General features: G+C 72.3%; 14 protein-coding genes. 6 read left to right on the top strand and 8 right to left on the bottom strand.

The annotated features are described in order from the left end of the window. On the top strand, positions 1–2211 hold the full coding sequence (locus OG251_RS11675) for a ThuA domain-containing protein (protein ID WP_326677100.1): 2211 nt from the start codon (positions 1–3) through the stop codon (positions 2209–2211). Between the two features lie 69 nt (positions 2212–2280). On the opposite strand, the gene OG251_RS11670 is transcribed toward OG251_RS11675, so the two are convergent. Beyond that, positions 2281–3492: an MFS transporter gene (locus tag OG251_RS11670; RefSeq protein ID WP_326677099.1), complete on the bottom strand. Its 1212-nt coding sequence runs from the start codon at positions 3490–3492 to the stop codon at positions 2281–2283. A 198-nt stretch (positions 3493–3690) separates the two neighbouring features. Here OG251_RS11670 and OG251_RS11665 point away from each other — a divergent pair, with 198 nt between their 5' ends. Further along, complete coding sequence (locus tag OG251_RS11665) at positions 3691–4122, top strand: Lrp/AsnC family transcriptional regulator (protein ID WP_073724640.1); 432 nt, start codon at positions 3691–3693, stop codon at positions 4120–4122. 133 nt (positions 4123–4255) lie between these two features. Here OG251_RS11665 and OG251_RS11660 read toward each other — a convergent pair whose 3' ends face one another. The 4 genes from OG251_RS11660 to OG251_RS11645 all read right to left on the bottom strand — a co-directional run bounded on the left by OG251_RS11660 (position 4256) and on the right by OG251_RS11645 (position 8269). Then, positions 4256–5887 carry a GAF domain-containing sensor histidine kinase gene (locus tag OG251_RS11660; RefSeq protein WP_442818322.1) on the bottom strand — a complete coding sequence of 544 codons (1632 nt, stop codon included), beginning with the start codon at positions 5885–5887 and terminating at the stop codon, positions 4256–4258. Between the two features lie 21 nt (positions 5888–5908). Continuing rightward, positions 5909–6946 (bottom strand): rod shape-determining protein, encoded by a 1038-nt coding sequence (locus OG251_RS11655; RefSeq protein WP_073724642.1) that lies wholly within the window; start codon positions 6944–6946, stop codon positions 5909–5911. A 186-nt stretch (positions 6947–7132) separates the two neighbouring features. Then, positions 7133–7717: a hypothetical protein gene (locus tag OG251_RS11650; RefSeq protein WP_326677098.1), complete on the bottom strand. Its 585-nt coding sequence runs from the start codon at positions 7715–7717 to the stop codon at positions 7133–7135. A 123-nt stretch (positions 7718–7840) separates the two neighbouring features. After that, complete coding sequence (locus tag OG251_RS11645; RefSeq protein ID WP_326677097.1) at positions 7841–8269, bottom strand: MarR family winged helix-turn-helix transcriptional regulator; 429 nt, start codon at positions 8267–8269, stop codon at positions 7841–7843. Between the two features lie 138 nt (positions 8270–8407). Between OG251_RS11645 and OG251_RS11640 the strand changes: the two genes are divergently transcribed. The 3 genes from OG251_RS11640 to OG251_RS11630 all read left to right on the top strand — a co-directional run bounded on the left by OG251_RS11640 (position 8408) and on the right by OG251_RS11630 (position 10911). Beyond that, positions 8408–9427, top strand: coding sequence for an NADP-dependent oxidoreductase (locus OG251_RS11640; RefSeq protein WP_326677096.1), 1020 nt, complete (start codon positions 8408–8410; stop codon positions 9425–9427). A 97-nt stretch (positions 9428–9524) separates the two neighbouring features. Beyond that, entirely contained in the window at positions 9525–9953 is a 429-nt protein-coding gene (locus tag OG251_RS11635) for an organic hydroperoxide resistance protein (protein ID WP_326677095.1), read from the top strand. 112 nt (positions 9954–10065) lie between these two features. Beyond that, positions 10066–10911 carry an EI24 domain-containing protein gene (locus tag OG251_RS11630; RefSeq protein WP_326677094.1) on the top strand — a complete coding sequence of 282 codons (846 nt, stop codon included), beginning with the start codon at positions 10066–10068 and terminating at the stop codon, positions 10909–10911. 29 nt (positions 10912–10940) lie between these two features. On the opposite strand, the gene OG251_RS11625 is transcribed toward OG251_RS11630, so the two are convergent. Next, positions 10941–12899, bottom strand: coding sequence for a flavin monoamine oxidase family protein (locus OG251_RS11625; protein ID WP_326677093.1), 1959 nt, complete (start codon positions 12897–12899; stop codon positions 10941–10943). Positions 12900–13002: 103 nt separating this feature from the next. After that, positions 13003–13602, bottom strand: a complete 600-nt coding sequence (locus OG251_RS11620) for a TetR/AcrR family transcriptional regulator (RefSeq protein ID WP_326681225.1) — start codon at positions 13600–13602, stop codon at positions 13003–13005. Between the two features lie 161 nt (positions 13603–13763). On the opposite strand from OG251_RS11620, the gene OG251_RS11615 reads away from it, so the two are divergent. After that, positions 13764–16238, top strand: a complete 2475-nt coding sequence (locus tag OG251_RS11615) for a glycoside hydrolase family 3 protein (RefSeq protein ID WP_326677092.1) — start codon at positions 13764–13766, stop codon at positions 16236–16238. Between the two features lie 39 nt (positions 16239–16277). On the opposite strand, the gene OG251_RS11610 is transcribed toward OG251_RS11615, so the two are convergent. After that, positions 16278–17279: an aldose epimerase family protein gene (locus tag OG251_RS11610; protein ID WP_326677091.1), complete on the bottom strand. Its 1002-nt coding sequence runs from the start codon at positions 17277–17279 to the stop codon at positions 16278–16280. Between the last annotated feature and the right edge of the window lie 11 nt (positions 17280–17290).

The raw sequence follows: 17290 nt of genomic DNA, 5'->3' as shown, positions 1-17290 counted from the left end.
ATGAGACGCCAACTGGCCCGCCACGCACGCCGGATCGCCTGCGCCGCCACCCTGACCCTCGGCGCCGCCCTGCTGGCCCCCGCGCCGACGGCTGCCGCCGGGGCCGCCTCCGCCCCGGCGGGAGCCGCCGGGGCCGCCGACCCGTACGACGTGCTGGTCTTCTCCAGGACCGCCGGATTCCGGCACGACTCGATCCCGGCGGGCATCACCGCGATCCAGCAGCTCGGCGCGTCGGACGGCTTCACCGTCCGGGCCACCGAGGACGCCGGCGCCTTCACCCCGCAGAATCTCGCCGGGTACGAGGCGGTGGTCTTCCTCAGCACCACCGGCGACGTCCTGAACACCGCGCAGCAGGACGCGCTCTCCGCCTACGTCGACAGCGGCGGCGGATTCGTCGGCGTGCACGCGGCGGCCGACACGGAGTACGACTGGCCGGCGTACGAGAACCTCGTCGGCGCCCGCTTCAAGAGCCACCCGGCGATCCAGCAGGCGAGAGTCGTCACCGAGGACCACGCCCACCCGGCGACCTCGCACCTCCAGGACGTCTGGACCCGGACCGACGAGTGGTACAACTACCGCACCAATCCCCGCCAGGACGTCCATGTGCTGCAGAGCCTGGACGAAAGCAGCTACACCGGCGGCGAGATGGGCGGGGACCACCCCATCACCTGGTGCCACCCGCAGCAGCGGGGCCGGTCCTTCTACACCGGCCTCGGCCACACCGTCGAGTCCTACAGCGACCCGGCCTTCCGGAAACTGCTCCTCGGCGGAATCCAGTACGCCGCCGGGGCGGTGCCGGCCGACTGCGGCCCCGGCACCCCGGGCCCCGGTGGCCGGAGCGTGGAGGCGGAGGCGTACACCTCCGCGTCCGGCGTGCAGAGCGCCGGGCACGCCGGGGCGGGCGGCGGTGCCACGCTCGGGTACATCGACCACGGCGACTGGGCGGGCTACGCCTCGGTCGACACGGCCGGGGCCGCCTCCTTCACCGCGAGGGTCTCCTCGGCCGGGGCGGGCGGCACCGTCGAGGTGCGCTCCGGTTCGGCCACCGGGCAGCTGCTCGGATCGGTGGCCGTCGCCCCGACCGGCGGCTGGGAGACCTTCACGGAGGTGACCGCCTCCCTCACCGCCACCGGCTCGGGCCCCCTGTTCCTCAGGTTCACCGGGGGAACGGGCGCCCTCTTCGACATCGACAGCTTCACCCTGGGCACCGAGGCGCCGAAGGTGAAGGGCTCGTCCGATGTGCACCTCTTCTACTACCCCTGGTACGGCAACCCCGGCACGTACGGCAGCTGGCGCCACTGGCAGCAGGGCGGGCAGACCCCGCCGGAGGGCATCGGCGCCGACCTCTACCCGAAGCTCGGCCCGTACGACTCCGGTGATGTCGCAGGCGCCGTCGAGCAGCACATGAAGTGGATCGAGCGGTCGGGCGCCGGTGTCCTCGTCTACAGCTGGTGGGGACAGGGGGGTTACGAGGACTCGCTCGCAGGGCGGGTACTGGACGCCGCGGCCCGCCACGGGATCGAGGTCGCCTGGCACATCGAGCCGTACAGCGGCCGGACGGCGGCCTCCGTGGTCGACGACATCGCCTATCTGAACGGGAAGTACGGCAGTCATCCCGCCTACTACCGGGACGCCGCGCACGGGAACCGCCCGGCGTTCTACATCTTCGAGAGCCTGAAGATCCAGGACTGGTCGGCCCTGGACGCCGTCCGCGACAGCGCCGTCGTCCTCGCCCAGACCACCGACACCACCAAGGTCGCCCACTTCGGGGGGATCTACACCTACGACGGCATCGCCGGAGCCACCGCCCCCGGCTGGAAGCAGGCGGGGGACTACGCCAAGGCCAACGGCCTGGTCTGGGCGCCCTCGGTGGCACCCGGATACATCGACGACCGTGCCGTGCCCGGCAACACCACACCCACCCTGGGCCGGAAGAACGGTGCCTCCTACGACCTGGAGTGGAGCAACGCGCTCGACCCGGCCATCGGCGGATCGCCCACCTGGGTCTCCGTCACCTCCTTCAACGAATGGCACGAGGGCAGCTCGATCGAACCGGCGTCGAGCACCCCGCCCGCCGGACACGGCTACCAGACCTTCGACGGCGCGTACGGGAAGACCGGGGCAGCCGCCGAGACGGCCTACCTGGACCGGACGGCCTACTGGGTGAAGCAGTTCACCCAGCGGCGCGCGGCGGCTCCCGCCGCACGCTGACCGCCCCCACGACGAACGGCAGCGTCCCGGCGGGGACGCTGCCGTTCTCCGCCCGCGGGGGCCGCGGACTCAGCCGTCGCGCTCGATGTTCCGCATCCGGCCGTACGCGTACACACTGCCCGCCAGCGCCAGATCGGACAGCAGCATGAATCCGATCGAGTACGAGTCCTTGGCGGTGAAGATCGCGCCCATGACCAGCGGCGGCACGAAGCCGCCGAGTCCGCCCATCGCGCCGACGATGCCGGTCACGCTGCCCACCTTCGGCTGGGGCGTCACCTGCGAGACCAGGGCGAAGATACTGCCGCTCGACGTGCCGAGCCCGGCCGCCATGACGAGCAGCGCGATCGTGCCGACCGGCATCAGATCCGGGTCGAACGCCTGGACGATCGCCATCAGTGCGGCGACCAGCAGCGCCACCGAGGTGACCAGTGCCGGGTGGATCCGGTCCGAGAGCCAGCCGCCGATCGGCCGGAAGACGACCGTGACGAGAGCGAACCCGGCCGCTTTGGTGCCGGCCTCGGTCGGCGACATGTCGTACCAGGTCTTCAGATACGTCGGCAGATACACCCCGAAGGCCACGATGCCGCCGAAGCCGATCGCGTACAGCGCCGACAGCTCCCAGGTGACCCGCAGCCGCCCGGCCTCGCCGAGCCGGTGGGCCAGTGTGTCGGTCGGGATCTGCCGGTCGGGCCGGTCGCTGACCAGGACGGCGGCGAGAACCGCGTACACCGCCAGCGCCGCCGCGACGACCAGGAACGGCAGGTTGTCCCCGTGGTCGGCGATGCGCGGGGTGAAGTAGCCCGACAGCGCCACGCCGCCCATTCCCATCCCGAACACACCGAGCGCCAGGCCCCGGTCGGCGGGTGGGAACCACGAGTTGACCAGCGGAATGCCGATCGCGAACGTGGTGCCGCCGAGTCCCAGCAGAAAGCCGACGGCGAGCATCGCCCCGTACGAGTTCTTCGCCGGGATCAGCAGCAGCACGGGCACGATCGTGAGCGCCGAGACGACCGGGAACATCAGCTTGGCGCCGTACTTGTCGGTGAGCGCACCCACCGGGATACGCCCGAGCGAACCGACGATCACGGGCACGGCCACCAGGAACGACTGCTGGAACGAGCTGAGCCCGAGCCGTTCCTTGTAGTCGCCGGACATCGGGGCGATCAGGTTCCACGCCCAGAAGGTCAGCGCGAAACCGATCGTGGCCACGGCCAGATTGCGGTACGCGGCCGAGGACTGCCGGCCGGCCGGTGCGGGGGACTGCTTGACGGCTGTATCCACGGGTCAAGTCAAGGACGTGGGGGAGCGTCGGGCCCGCTGGGTTGCTCCATGCGGGGCGCACCCCGCACCGGACACCCCAATGGCCCCACGACCGCCGCCGCTCCGGACCCGTGCCCGCCCCCGCTCCCACCGGCACCGAGGGCCCCGCGGGCTCCACGAGCCCCGTCGCCGATCGGCGCGGGCTGCGAGAATCGCGGCATGGACCGGCTGGACAGGGAAATCCTCGGCATTCTCCAGGAAGACGCGCGGATCTCGTACCGGGATCTGGGCGTACGCGTCGGGCTCAGCGCCAACGCCGCGGGCGACCGGGTGCGCCGTATGCGCCGCGACGGAGTCATCCGCGGCTTCACCGTCATCGTCGACCCGGCCGCCGACACCCGCTCCGGCCTGGTCGTCTTCATCGACGTGAGCCTGCGCCTCGACACGACGAACGAGGAGTTCGAGCGCTCCGTGCTGATGCTGCCCGGCATCACCGAGGTGGTGCATGTGACGGGCGGGCACGACTACCTCGTACGCGCCACGGCCGCCGACCCCGGCTCCCTGGACACACTGCTGCGACGGCTCAAACGGGACGCGGGTGTGGCGCACTCCAACACCAGGATCGCGCTGAGAGCGGCACCGTCCCACTAGCCGGCCCCGCTGTCCGTGTCCGTCGTCCCGGCCCCCGGTCGTCCGGGAGGTGCGGGAGCGGCCCCGGCTCGGCAGCGGTCCCGGCACCCGGCCCGCACAGCCGCACCAGCGCCCGCCCCCGCACCGCCGGGTCTCAGAGCGGCGCCTGCCAGGTCACCGTCGTCGACCGGTTGCCGTCCTCGTCGCGCCCGTCGTCCGCGACGACCAGCCGTACCGCGCTCCGCCCGTCGGGCAGCCGGGCCGTCGCGTCCACCTCCACCTCGATGGCCGACACCCCGGCCCTGCGGTGCGCGGCGGCCAGCGCACCGCGCAGGGCGGTCAGCAGTTCCTGGTCCGCCGGTTCGCGCACGAGCGCGTCCACCGCCCCCGTGAAGTGCACCGAGGGCTGGAAGCCGAGCACGGCCGCCGCCCCACCGGTCTCCCGCAGCACCCGGCCGCGGAAGGTGGCGGGGACCTCCGCGGGCGGCTGCTGGAGGGCGAAGATCGTCGTCCGGACCTCCTGGATGGTGGAGTCCAGCTCGTCCACCGCCTTGCCGAGGAGCTCGTCGGTCTCCCCGGTGGCGGCCCGGCGGCGGGTCGACTCCAGCATCATCTCGGTCGCGAAGAGCCGCTGGACGACCAGATCGTGCAGATCCCGGGCGATCCGGTCGCGGTCCTCGTACACCGCGAGCTGCTCCCGGTTGTGCTGGGCGTCCGCCATCACCAGCGCCAGCGCCGCCTGCGAGGCGAACTGCGAGGCCAGCAGCCGGTCCACGGCCGTGTACGGGTGCTCGCCGCGCCGCCGGGGCAGCGCCAGTGTGCCGATGAGCCGGCCGCCGCTCTGCAACGGCAGCATCATGCTGGGCCCGAACCGGGACCGTACCTCGGTGGTCATCCGGGGGTCGGTCGCCGAGTCGGCGATGAAGACCGGCTCGCCGCCCAGCAGCTGCACCAGGACGGGGGAGCCGGGCTCGATGGTCGTCCCCACGATGCCCGCCGGGTCGTCCAGCGTGGAGGCGGCCACGATCTCCATCCCGCCCTCGTCGGTCGGCTGGAGGACCACCCCGGCCGACGCGCCGGCGAGCACCCTGGCCCGTTCGGCGACGGTCATCAGGGCGTCGGAGGCGTTCGTGCCGGTCAGCAGGGCCGTGGTGACGGCGGCGGCCCCCTCGATCCAGCGCTCCCGCTGCCGGGCGGTCTCGTAGAGCCGGGCGTTGCCGATCGCGATCCCGGCCTGGGAGGCGAGGACCCGCAGCAGCGCCATGTCCGTGTCGGTGAAGTGCCCGGAGCGCTTCTCGGCGAGATAGAGGTTGCCGAACACCTGGGTGTGCACCCGGATCGGCGCGCCGAGGAAGGAGCGCATCGGGGGGTGTCCCGGCGGCAGTCCCGCCGCCCGCGGGTCCGTGGTCAGGTCGTCGGAACGCAGGGGCTGCGGGTCCTCGATCAGAACGCCGAGGATGCCCGACCGGCCGTCGGGGAAGCCCTCGATGTGCTCCCGCTCCTCGTCGCTCATACCGGCCGTGTACAGCTCGGTGATCCGGCCCTCTTCGGGGTCCAGGATGCCGAGTGCCCCGTAGCGCGCCTCGGTCAGCGCGGTGGCGGTCTCGGCGATCTGCTGGAGCGTGGTGCGCAGTTCGAGATCGCTGCCGACGCTCAGGACCGCCTCCAGCAGCATCGGGAGCCGGGGCTTCGCCGACCGCCGGGTGGCTGTTCCGCCGCCCGCCCCGCCCTCCCCGTGCTCCTCGGCCGTGTCCGCCGCTCCGGCCGGTCCGTGCTCTTCGGTCATGCGCATCGCCCCCTGGGCCGTTCAGCCCGCCAGCGGGTTGAGGACCAGCGGCTGGATCTTTCCGTCCAGCATGGCTCCCAGACCGAGCACGGAGCAGACGTCCGGCCGTTCGGCGATGTGCACCGGCATTCCGGTCGCGTCGCGCAGCATCTGGTCCAGGCCGGGCAGCAGTGCGCTGCCGCCCACCATCATGATCCCCCGGTCCGCGAGGTCGGCCACCAGGTCGGGCGGGCAGTCGCGGAGCACCTTGCCCAGGCCGTCGAGCACCGCGGTGAGCGGGGTGTGGATGGCCTGCCGCACGGCGGCGGTGTCCACCTGCACGGAGCGGGCCAGGCCGGTGGCCACGTCACGGCCGTGGATCTCGGTCAGGGCGGGGCCCCCGGGGGTGAGGCCGTTGCCGCTGAGCGCCAGCTGCAAGGGGCGCACGGACTGGCTCGGCAGCATCAACTCGTGGTGCTGGCGCAGATGCTGGATCACCGCGTGGTCGATGGCGTCGCCGCCGATCGGAATCCGGACGGCGGTCACGATCGAGCCGAGCGAGAGCACCGCGATCTGCGTGGTGGCGGCCCCGCACACCATGATCATGGTGGCGGTCGGCTGCTCGACCGGCAGTCCGCAGCCGACGGCCGCCGCGATCAGGGTGTCGACCAGTTCCACCCGCCGGGCGCCGAGCCCGACCAGGGTCTCCACGGCGGCGCGCTGGGCCAGCGGATCGCTGTCGTGCGGGGTGCAGGCGGCGGCGCGCAGCCGGGGCTTGCGGCGCAGCTGGCGGCGGAGCTTCTCGCCGAGCAGATGGCGCAGCATGCGCTGGGCCATCTCGATGTCGACGACGGTGCCGCCGGAGACGGGGCGGACCACCCGGATGTATGCGGGTGTGCGGCCGGTCATCTGCTCGGCGAGCGCGCCGACGGCGATCAGCGATCCGGTACGGGTGTTCACGGCGGCGACGCTCGGCTCGTCCACGACGAGGCCGAGCCCTTTGACGTACACACGGGTCCTCGCGGCCCCGAGATCGACGGCGACATGGCAACGGCGCAACTGCTCAAGACTGACGGTCACGGCAGGTTCTCCCGAGAGCGCTGATGTGGGGCACCGGCGGCAGCCGGTTCTCTTCGCATCGTGACGCGCCGGGAGTCCCGGCGCGCGCTGGGATGAGCCGTAAGAGGGAACGGAGCTGACGGATCGCCAGGTGGGCGCCGGGTGCGCGCCGGGCGGGCTCCGGGCCGGAGCGGCGGTTCGGCCGGGTCAGCCGGGCCGGCCGGGGAGCAGCCGCTGGAACAGCCCCCAGGTGAACTCGGCGACGAAGGGCCGTCCGCTCTCCGGGTCGGTGATCGCGAGCGCCCACCGGGTCGGCGCGCTGCCCTCCATCGGCCGGGCCGGGGCGAACGCCCGCGCGACCTCCTCCACGGTGCACGACCACGGGAGCAGGTCCGCGGTGGTACGCGGTTCGGGGCCCGCCGTCCCGGGGGCGCGCACCAGCCACTCGTTCCATACGGCTCCGCCCGGCGCGGCCGTCACCTCGAACCGCAGACCGGGCCAGAGCGGCACCGGCCACAGCAGCGCCTCGCACTCCAGGTCGCCGATCCTCCGGGGCAGGGTCAGCTCGGGCTCGCCGAGCACGGAGCGGTAGCGGCGCAGGGACCCCCTGGACGCGCCGCCCCGGGGAGCGCGCACCATGGCCTGCCAGTGGCGGTTCGCCTCGCGCATATCGGCGAGGGAGGCGCTCAGTTCCTGTCGGGCCTCCTCGACCAGACCGGGCTGGTGGTCGGCCATCCGGCGCAGCAGGACGAGCTGGAACTGGAGGGGCCCGAACGGGGCGGGAGCGGTCATGCCACCCATCCTCCCGTGCGCCGGACGAGGGCTGCCCCGTGAACCCCGGAGGGCCGTGCGCTCCGGGCCGTACCGCCGGGCGATGGCCGTACCGCCGGGCGATGGCCGGATCGCGGGATCGTCCTACAGGTCCTCGCCCAGCATCCGGCGCAGGAGGTCCCGCAGCACCGTGCGCTCCGCGTCCGAGAGGCCGGCCAGCGGCTCCCGGGCGAAGTGCAGCGAATCACGCAGTTCCCGGGCCGTGCGGGCGCCCTTCTCCGTCGGAGCCGCCAGCTTCACCCGACGGTCGGCCGGGTCGGGCCTGCGCTCCACCAGCTCACGGGACTCCAGCCGGTCGACGATCCCCGTCACGTTCGACGGCTCGCACTTCAGCTTCTGGGCGATCTTCCGCATGGGCATCGGCTCCAGGGAGAGCAGCCCGAGCACCCGTGCCTGCGCCCCGGTGAGCGAGTGCGCTGCCGCGGCGCGGTCGTACTCCTCGTAGTAGCGCGCCACGACGGTGCCGATGAGCTCGACGACCTCAAGGGTCAAGGGGTCTGTACGGGTGGCCATGATGTCCAGCGTACCCATTTACTTGACAATATGAAATATTCAGGAGCATGGTTGTTTCACGTCATGAAGCTTTTTTGCCCGGCGGGAGCTTCCCGTCCGTGAGGCACTTCCGTACGACATAGAGGAGACCCCGAGCCCATGTCTGCAGCTCTTCCCACGTCCAGCCGTGAATGGCACCTGGTCGCGCGCCCGCACGGCTGGCCCAAGGCCGAGGACTTCGCGCTGCGTGAGGTCTCGGTCGTCGCCCCGGCCGAGGGCCGCGTACTCGTCCGCAACAAGTACTTCTCGGTCGACCCGTACATGCGCGGCCGGATGAACGACGTGAAGTCGTACACCCCGCCCTTCAAGCTCGACCACCCCATGGACGGCGGCGCGGTCGGCGAGGTCATCGCCTCGAACGCCGAGGGCATCGCCGTCGGCGACCACGTCCTGCACGGCCTCGGCTGGCGCGAGTACGCCGACGTGCCCGCCGAGCACGCCGTGAAGGTCGACCCGGACCTGGCCCCGCTCTCCGCCTACCTCGGCGTGCTCGGCATGACCGGTATGACCGCCTACGCCGGCCTGTTCGAGGTCGCCTCCTTCAAGGAGGGCGACGCCGTCTTCGTCTCCGGCGCCGCGGGTGCGGTGGGCAGCCAGGTCGGCCAGCTGGCACGGCTCAAGGGCGCCTCGCGCGTCATCGGCTCGGCGGGCTCCGACGAGAAGGTCAGGCTCCTGGTCGAGGAGTACGGCTTCGACGCCGCGTTCAACTACAAGAGCGGCCCGGTCCGGGACCAGCTCCAGGCCGCCGCCCCCGACGGCATCGACGTCTACTTCGACAACGTCGGCGGCGAGCACCTGGAAGCCGCGCTCGCCTCGTTCAACGTGCACGGCCGCGCCACCATCTGCGGAATGATCGCCCAGTACAACGAGACCGAGCCGGTCCCCGGCCCGCGCAACATGGCGCTGATCATCGGCAAGCGGCTGCGCCTCCAGGGCATGCTCGTCAACGATCACGCCGCGCTCCAGCCCCAGTTCGTCAAGGAGGTCGCCGGCTGGCTGGCCTCGGGCGAGCTGAAGTACGACGAGACCGTCGTCGCGGGCATCGAGCACGGCTTCGACGCCTTCCTCGGCCTGCTGCGCGGCGAGAACACCGGCAAGATGATCGTTTCCCTCGCCTGACCGGCATCCGGTCCGCTCGGCGCACCCGTTAGTCTCATCCCAGGCCGTCGCGATCGTGGGCGCGAGTCGCGGCGCATCAGCAGGAGGAATCCTCAGCATGACCATCCAGAACATCGCCGTCGTCTACACCGCCGTCGCCACCGCGGAGAACGGCCGTGACGGCCGCGTCTCCTCCGACGACGGCAACCTCGACGTCGTCGTCAACCCGCCGAAGGCCATGGGCGGCAGCGGCAGCGGCACCAACCCGGAGCAGCTGTTCGCGGCCGGATACAGCGCCTGCTTCCAGGGCGCGCTGGGCGTCGTCGCCCGCCAGGAGAAGGCCGACATCTCCGGCTCGACCGTGACCGCGTCGGTCGGCATCGGCAAGAACGAGGCCGGTGGCTTCGGCCTGGAGGTCGCGATCAGCGCCTCCATCCCGAACGTCGACCAGGCCACCGCCCAGTCGCTCATCGAGAAGGCCCACCAGGTCTGCCCGTACTCGAACGCGACCCGCGGCAACATCAAGGTCGAGCTGTCGGTCGCCTGACCCGGCCCGATCGCCCGCACGAGGGCCGCATCCCCGTCACCGGGGGTGCGGCCCTCGTCGTCACCGGGGGTGCGGCCCTCGTCCGTGCCGGGGCGCAAGTACCCTGACGCCCATGAGTGATCTCGGGGCGGGTTTCGGCTACTTGATGAAGGGGCAGCGCTGGGCTGTCCGGCACGGACGATGGTTCGGGTTCGGGCTGCTGCCCGGACTCGTCACCCTGATCGTGTACGCGGGCGCGCTGATCGGACTCGGTTACGGAGCCGACGACTTCGCCGCCTGGGCCACCCCGTTCGCCGACGACTGGTCCTCACCCTGGCTGGGCCTGCTGCGCAACACCCTCGTCGTCCTCGTCTTCGTCTTCGGCCTGTTCCTGGCGGTCATCACCTTCACCGCCGTGACCCTGCTGGTCGGCCAGCCGTTCTACGAGTCGCTCTCCGAGGAGGTCGACCGCAGCGAGGGCGGCGAGGTCCCCGAGTCGGGTCTGCCGCTCTGGCGCGAACTGTGGATCTCCGCCCGCGACTCCCTCCGCATCCTGCTGCGCGTCGCCCTGTACGGAATCATCCTCTTCGCCCTCGGGTTCATCCCGGTCCTCGGACAGACCGTCGTCCCCGCCATCGGCTTCTGCGTCTCCGGCTACTTCCTGTCCGAGGAACTCACCGCTGTGGCACTCCAGCGCCGCGGCATGGTGCTGAAGGACCGGCTGACCCTGCTGCGCGGACGCCGGATGCTGGTGCTCGGCTTCGGCGTTCCGCTGACGCTCGCGTTCCTGGTCCCGTTCGTCGCCGTGTTCCTGATGCCGGGTGCCGTCGCCGGAGCCACCCTGATGGCCCGTGACCTGGTCGCGCCCGAAGGGGTCGGCGGGGCTGCCGGGAGCGACGGGGCCGCCGGGAGCCGTGCGGCGAACGCTGCCCCGGCGACGGCCCCGGCGCCCCACCCGTACCCGGTCGACGGCGCCTGAGCGCGGATCGCGCCCGGTCCGGGAGCCGGTCAGGCGCTGTGGACCTCCAGCGCCGTGCGGACCGCCGACTCCAGCGCCCCCTCGATCCAGGCGGGCTTGATCGACGTGTGGCAGCCCGCGAAGTGCAACGGACCCTCGGGCGTGCGGACGTCGGGGAACAGCTCGGTGTGCTGGCCGGGCAGCAGGACGGACGCCTCGCCGTACGCGTACGGGTCACGCATCCATGACTGGGTGCGGCCGACGCCCGTGTAGAAGACCTCGATGCGCTGCCCGTAGACCTCCTGCATCCCGGCCAGGGCGCGCGGGTAGCGCTCGTCGTCCTCCAGCGAGTCCCACTTCAGGGCGTCGTCGGCCCAGCTGTAGGAGGCGAGGACGACGCCGCCGGGGCTGCCGCCCACCGGGTAGGAGGGCTGGAACATGAAGCGGTTGGCGTTGTCCGTCACCGAGCCGCCGCCGAAGACATGGGCCGCCTCGGGCTGGTTGCGGGCGGTGGCCCGGCAGGCGGCGTAGTGCACCCGCTGGCCGTCCGGGACATGGCCCGGCGGTACGGCGGGGTGGGCACCGAGCAGCGAACCGTCGGCGGGCGCCCGGCCGAGCCGGTAGGCGTCGTACAGTCCCGGGCGGACCCGGTCGAGCTGTTCCTTCCAGTCCTTCTCCTCGAACTCCCACCAGCGCAGGTTGAATTCGAGGAGGACCTTGGTCGCCGCGTCGTAGTGGATCTCGGTGACCGCGCGGCGCTTTCCGTACGACATCGCGGGCTGGACCGGGATGTGGCGCAGCCCGGAGAACGGCACGGTGACGATCGCCCGGTCACCGGTGAACGTCTCCCGCTCGACCGTCCCGCCGCGCCCCTCGGAGACCGTCTCGACACTGACCCCGTCAGCCCCGTGGCTGATCCGGGTGACCCGGCGGTCCAGCCGCACCAGGTCCTTGACCCGTCCGTACATGGCGTCGACCAACGTGGCCGTACCGGCGGGGAGTTCGAAGAACGCGGTGCCCGGGCTGATCAGCGAGGCCCCGATGAAGCTGTGCACGAAGGCGAGATGGAGCCGCGAGGTCATGTTCTCGACCGTGCCGATGAGGTCGACGGTACGCACGTCGAGCTTGGCGGCCTCGGTCAGGAAGCGGTACATCGACCAGTGCCCGTACTCGTGGATCACCTCCGCCCAGCCCTTGACGAGGTCCGCCCCCTCCTTGCCGTCGATCTTCTTCCGTACGGGGGCGAAGGCGTCCCGCACGATCTGGGACGCGGGCGTGTTCTCGAACTTCGCGGGCACGCCGAAGGAGCGGTTGACCGCCCGGGGCTTCTTCGCGTAGTCGGCGCGCCGGACCCGGACGCCGTTGACATGGATCCAGGTGCGGTTGGCCACCCGGCCGCCGCCGTCCACATCGACGAGGTGGAAGCGGCGGCGCTTCAGGTCGAAACTGTCGATCAGCCCGGTGACCAGCGGGTGGCTGTCCGGGATGCGCATCGCGCCGGCCTCGGCGTACTGCTTCGGGTCCGCGAAGGGCGCCTCGGACTTCTCGTGGCCGCCGGACCGGAAGGTCTTGATCCGGCCGCCGACCCGGTTGCCGTTGGCCTCGATGACGGTGACGGTGTGCCCGGCGGAGCGCAGCAGATGGGCCGCGGTCAGCCCGGCCGGACCGGCACCGATGATCAGCACCTTCTTGGGGGTGCCGCCGGACCGGGGCAGGCCCGCACCCAGCAGCACCTCCCGGTAGCGGGGCACCAGCGGCTTGTCGTTCTCGTCCCGCACCAGGATGGCGCGGGCCACGGTGAGGCAGGTGCTCCAGTCGGACCCGGACACCGCGGCGGTGACGGCACCGGCCGGGGCCGCACCGGCGGGCGGGGCGCCCGCGGCGGTCGCGGCCAGCGCGGCGGTACCGGCGGCCGCTCCGGCGACCACCTGACGCCGAGAGGGCTGCTGCGGCGAGGAGTTGGCGGAAGAAGAGCCGGAAGTGGAGTAATCCGTAGAGGAGTTAGGCATAACGATCACCCTGAGGCCCGTGCGGAGCGCCCATGGACAAAATGCGCCTCAGCCGCCGTAAATCACCCGCAGGGGACCGTTGTCGATCTTTCTTGCTATGGCGTCATTCCTGGTCAACCCGCGTGTCGGGGGCCGGTGAAGGGTCCTGTCGCAGCAGGCGCAGGAAATCCTGGAACGCACCCGGCATGTCCACCGACTCCGGGTCCAGCAGCCACTGGTACTGCAAGCCGTCCAGTACCGCCACCAGTAGCACCGCCGCCTGCTCCGGGCTCTGTCCGCCCGGCAGCCGGTCGCCGTACTCGGTCCGGAGCATCGCCGCCATCCGGGCGCGCACCTGTGTGTAGCGCCGGGTGAAGAACTCCCGCGCCGGGTGGTCCTCCGTGACGCTCTCGCCGAGCAGCGCCGAGAAGGTCTGGACGATGCCGGGGCGCATCGCGTTGTACTCCACCAGCGAGCCGAGCAGCTCCGGCCGCCAGGAGCCGTCGCCCGGTGCGCCGCCGGTGTCCCAGCGGTCCCGGTCCTCCAGCACCGCGAGGAGCAGCGCCTCCTTCGTCGGGAAGTAGTGCAGAAGCCCCTGCTGGGTCAGACCCACCCGTTCGGCCACCGCGCTCAGCGAGGCGCCCCGGTAGCCGCGCTCGGCGATCACTTCGAGGGCGGCGCCCAGGATCTCGGCCCGTCGCTCCTCGCTCCTGGCCCGTGCCATCGTCGGCCCCTCTCCGTGCTGCCCGGCGCTGTCAGCAGGACCGTACGTCATGAAGGAATCCATCCGACCCGATCATAACAAAAGAATAACGAACCCTACCGATCTACTGGTTCCGAGTCACCATGGAGACCTTCGCAGGAACTCGACGAGGAGGTACGGCCGTGGCAGCCGCGTCCACACCCAGCAACCCCGAGGCGGTCCGCAGGGCCGCGGTCGAAGCGGCGCTCGCCGTGCTCGGCCTCGACGACAAGGCGCGTCTGCTGGCCGGCCAGGACATGTGGTCCCTGCCCGCCATGCCCGCCGCCGGGCTCCGTCCGCTCGTCATGTCGGACGGCCCCGTCGGCGTCCGGGGCGTCCGCTGGACCGCCGCCGACCCGTCCGTCGCGCTGCCCTCGCCCACCGCGCTCGCCGCGACCTGGGACCCCGCCCTCGCCCGCCGGGCCGGCCGGCTGCTCGCCCAGGAGGCCCGCCGCAAGGGCGTGCACGTCCTGCTGGCCCCGACCGTCAATCTGCACCGCTCCCCGCTGGGCGGCCGCCACTTCGAGGCGTACAGCGAGGACCCGTACCTCACCGGCGAGATCGGCACCGGCTATGTGCGCGGGGTGCAGGACGGCGGAGTCGGCACCACCGTCAAGCACTTCGTCGCCAACGACGCCGAGACCGACCGCTTCACCGTCGACAACATCGTCGCCCCGCGGCCACTGCGCGAGCTCTACCTCGCCCCGTTCGAGCGGATCGTCAAGAACGCCCACCCGTGGGGCATCATGTCCGCGTACAACCAGGTCAACGGCTCCACGATGACCGAGCACCGCTACCTCCAGAACGAGGTGCTGCGCGGCGAATGGGGCTTCGACGGCTTCATCGTCTCCGACTGGCTGGCCGCCCGCTCCACCACCGGCGCGCTCGCCGGGGGACTCGACGCCGCGATGCCCGGTCCCCGGACCGTGTACGGCGAAGCGCTCGCCGCCGCCGTCCGGGCCGGTGAGGTCGAGGAGGCGGCCGTCGACACCGCCGTACGCAACATCCTGCTGCTCGCCGCCCGGACCGGTGCCCTCGAAGGCGCCCCGCCCGCCGTCGCCCCCGCCGACGTCCCCGCCGGGATCGACGGCGCGGCGCTGGCCCGCGAGGTGGCCCGGCGCTCCTTCGTCCTCGTCCGCAACGAGCGCGACACCCTGCCGCTCTCCCCGGCCCCGGACCGCACCGTCGCCCTCATCGGCGCCCTGGCCCGGGACGCCCGGGTGCTGGGCGGCGGCTCGGCGCAGGTCTTCCCCGACCACATCGTCCCGCCGCTCGACGGCCTCACCGCCGCGCTCCCCGAAGGCACCCTCCGTTACGTCGTCGGCGCCGACCCCAGCGACGAACTCGCCACCGCCGAAGGGGGATTCGACCTCTCGGCCGAGTGCCGCGACGCGTCCGGCGCGACGCTGGGCACCGCCGCTCTGCACAACGGACAGATCCAGTGGATCGGCGCCGACCTTCCCGAGGGCGTCACCCACGACACGCTGCACAGCATCGAGATCACCGGGACGTTCACCCCGCGCGAGAGCGGCGAGCACACCTTCGGCACCCGCGGCACGGGCGCCTTCACCCTCACGGTCGCGGGCCGCACCCTGTACCACGGCACCCACCACCCGGCCCCGGGCGCCGACCCGATCGAGTCGTTCTTCGGCGCACCGGTCGAGCGCGGACGGGTCCCCCTCACCGCGGGCGAACCCGTCGAGGTCTCGCTGCACCACGTCGTCGAGCCGGTCACGGCCGCCCCGATCCAGGCGGTGTCCTTCTCACTCGCCCACCTCGGCCCGCAGCGCGACGCGGACGACATGATCGCCGAGGCCGTCGGGGCGGCCCGCGCGGCGGACACCGCGATCGTGGTCGTCGGCACCACCGAACGCGTCGAGTCCGAGGGCTTCGACCGCACGGACCTGCGGCTCCCCGGCCGCCAGGACGACCTGGTCCGGGCGGTCGCCGCCGCCAACCCGCGCACCGTCGTCGTCGTCAACTCCGGCTCCCCGGTGGAGCTTCCGTGGCGCGACGAGGTGGCCGCCGTCCTGCTCAGCTGGTTCCCCGGACAGGAGGCGGGCCACGCGCTGGCCGACGTCCTGCTCGGCGCCGCCGAACCGGGCGGCCGGCTCCCCACCACGTGGCCGGCGACCCTGGCCGACGTCCCGGTCTCCAGCACCACCCCCACCGACGGGAAACTCCACTACGACGAGGGCGTCTTCATCGGCTACCGCGCCTGGGAGCGGACCGGCACGACGCCCGCGTACCCCTTCGGCCACGGGCTCGGCTACACCACCTGGGCGTACGACAGCGCCGAGGCCACCGCCGAATCGGTCACGGTCCGCCTCCGCAACACCGGCCCGCGCCCCGGCGGCGAGACCGTCCAGATCTACCTGGCCCCGCGGACGCCGGGCGCCGGGGCCCCGCGTCCGGTCCGCTGGCTGGCCGGCTTCGCCCGGGTGGAGGCGGCACCCGGCGAGAGCGTCGAGGTCACCGTCCCGCTGGAGCGGCGCTCGTACGAGATCTGGGACGAGAGCGCGGACGGCTGGAAGGCGGTTCCCGGCACCTACGAGGTGCAGGCCGCCCACGCGCTGGGCGACGTCCGGGCGACCGCCACGGTGGAGATCAAGGAGTAGCCGCCCGCGCCGGGAAACCGAAGGCGCACCCGGAAGCCGTCAACGTACCGAGAATCCGTACACGGTGCTCGACAGGAACTCCTCGCCCGGCCGGAGCACCGTGCTCGGGAACTCCGGCCGGTTCGGGGAGTCCGGGAAGTGCTGGGTCTCCAGCGCGATCCCGGCACACGGCCCGTACGGCGACCCGTCGAAGTGGTCCGCGGTGTACAGCTGAAGTCCCGGCTCCGTCGTGCGCACCGTCAGCACCCGTCCCGACCAGGCGTCGTACAGCTCCGCGGCGACGGTGTCCCCGGCGGGAGCGTCCAGCACGAAGTTGTGGTCGTACCCCGCACCCACCACCCTCGTCCCGCGGAAGTCGAACCGGGTCCCCGCCACCGGCACCGGCCCACCCGTCGGCACCGCCTCGCCGTCCACCGGGGTGATCCGCCCGGCCGCGATCCGCAACTGCTGCCCGAGCGCGCTGCCGCTGTCGGCGCCCGCCAGGTTCCAGTACGTGTGGTTCGTCGGATTCAGCACCGTCGGCGCGTCCGTCGTCGCCCGGTACACGATCCGCAGCGCCCCGCCCGCGTCCAGGCTGTACGTCACCGAGAACGCGAGCCGCCCGGGAAAGCCCTCCTCGCCGTCCTGCGCGACCAGCGAGAGGCGGACCCCGTCCGGGACCTCCCGCGCCTCCCACACCCGCTTGTCGAAGCCGCGTGTCCCGCCGTGCACATGGTTGCGGCCCTCGTTGCGCGTCACCCGGTGCGCGGTGCCGTCCAGGACGAACCCGGCGCCCGCGATCCGGTTCGCGTACCGCCCGACCACCGCCCCGAAATACGGACCCGGGTACTTCTCGTAGCCCGCGACGTCCGGCAGCCCCAGCGCCACCCCGGTCCGCGTGCCGTCCCGTGCCGGCACCTCGACCGACTGCACGATCGCGCCGTAGGTCAGCACCCGCACCAGCGTCCCGTCCCGCTCCAGGGTCCAGCGCCGGACACCGGTGCCGTCCGCGAGAGTGCCGAAGTCTTCCGTACGTATGGCCGTGGGCCCGCCCGTCGTCATGATTCCGGACC

Origin of the sequence: Streptomyces sp. NBC_01237 (assembly GCF_035917275.1) — a bacterium.
Lineage (GTDB): Bacteria > Actinomycetota > Actinomycetes > Streptomycetales > Streptomycetaceae > Streptomyces.
The sequence above is the reverse complement of the archived record's forward strand: the minus strand, read 5'-3'. Positions and strand labels throughout refer to the sequence as shown.

What these genes read in the sequence shown, in the direction of transcription:
- OG251_RS11625 (WP_326677093.1), bottom strand. Translation starts at nt 12,899, where the DNA reads ATGCCTAACTCCTCTACGGATTACTCCACTTCCGGCTCTTCTTCCGCC.
- OG251_RS11660 (WP_442818322.1), bottom strand. Translation starts at nt 5,887, where the DNA reads ATGACCGAAGAGCACGGACCGGCCGGAGCGGCGGACACGGCCGAGGAG.
- OG251_RS11620 (WP_326681225.1), bottom strand. Translation starts at nt 13,602, where the DNA reads ATGGCACGGGCCAGGAGCGAGGAGCGACGGGCCGAGATCCTGGGCGCC.
- OG251_RS11635 (WP_326677095.1), top strand. Translation starts at nt 9,525, where the DNA reads ATGACCATCCAGAACATCGCCGTCGTCTACACCGCCGTCGCCACCGCG.
- OG251_RS11630 (WP_326677094.1), top strand. Translation starts at nt 10,066, where the DNA reads ATGAGTGATCTCGGGGCGGGTTTCGGCTACTTGATGAAGGGGCAGCGC.
- OG251_RS11665 (WP_073724640.1), top strand. Translation starts at nt 3,691, where the DNA reads ATGGACCGGCTGGACAGGGAAATCCTCGGCATTCTCCAGGAAGACGCG.
- OG251_RS11675 (WP_326677100.1), top strand. Translation starts at nt 1, where the DNA reads ATGAGACGCCAACTGGCCCGCCACGCACGCCGGATCGCCTGCGCCGCC.
- OG251_RS11645 (WP_326677097.1), bottom strand. Translation starts at nt 8,269, where the DNA reads ATGGCCACCCGTACAGACCCCTTGACCCTTGAGGTCGTCGAGCTCATC.
- OG251_RS11610 (WP_326677091.1), bottom strand. Translation starts at nt 17,279, where the DNA reads ATGACGACGGGCGGGCCCACGGCCATACGTACGGAAGACTTCGGCACT.
- OG251_RS11650 (WP_326677098.1), bottom strand. Translation starts at nt 7,717, where the DNA reads ATGACCGCTCCCGCCCCGTTCGGGCCCCTCCAGTTCCAGCTCGTCCTG.
- OG251_RS11640 (WP_326677096.1), top strand. Translation starts at nt 8,408, where the DNA reads ATGTCTGCAGCTCTTCCCACGTCCAGCCGTGAATGGCACCTGGTCGCG.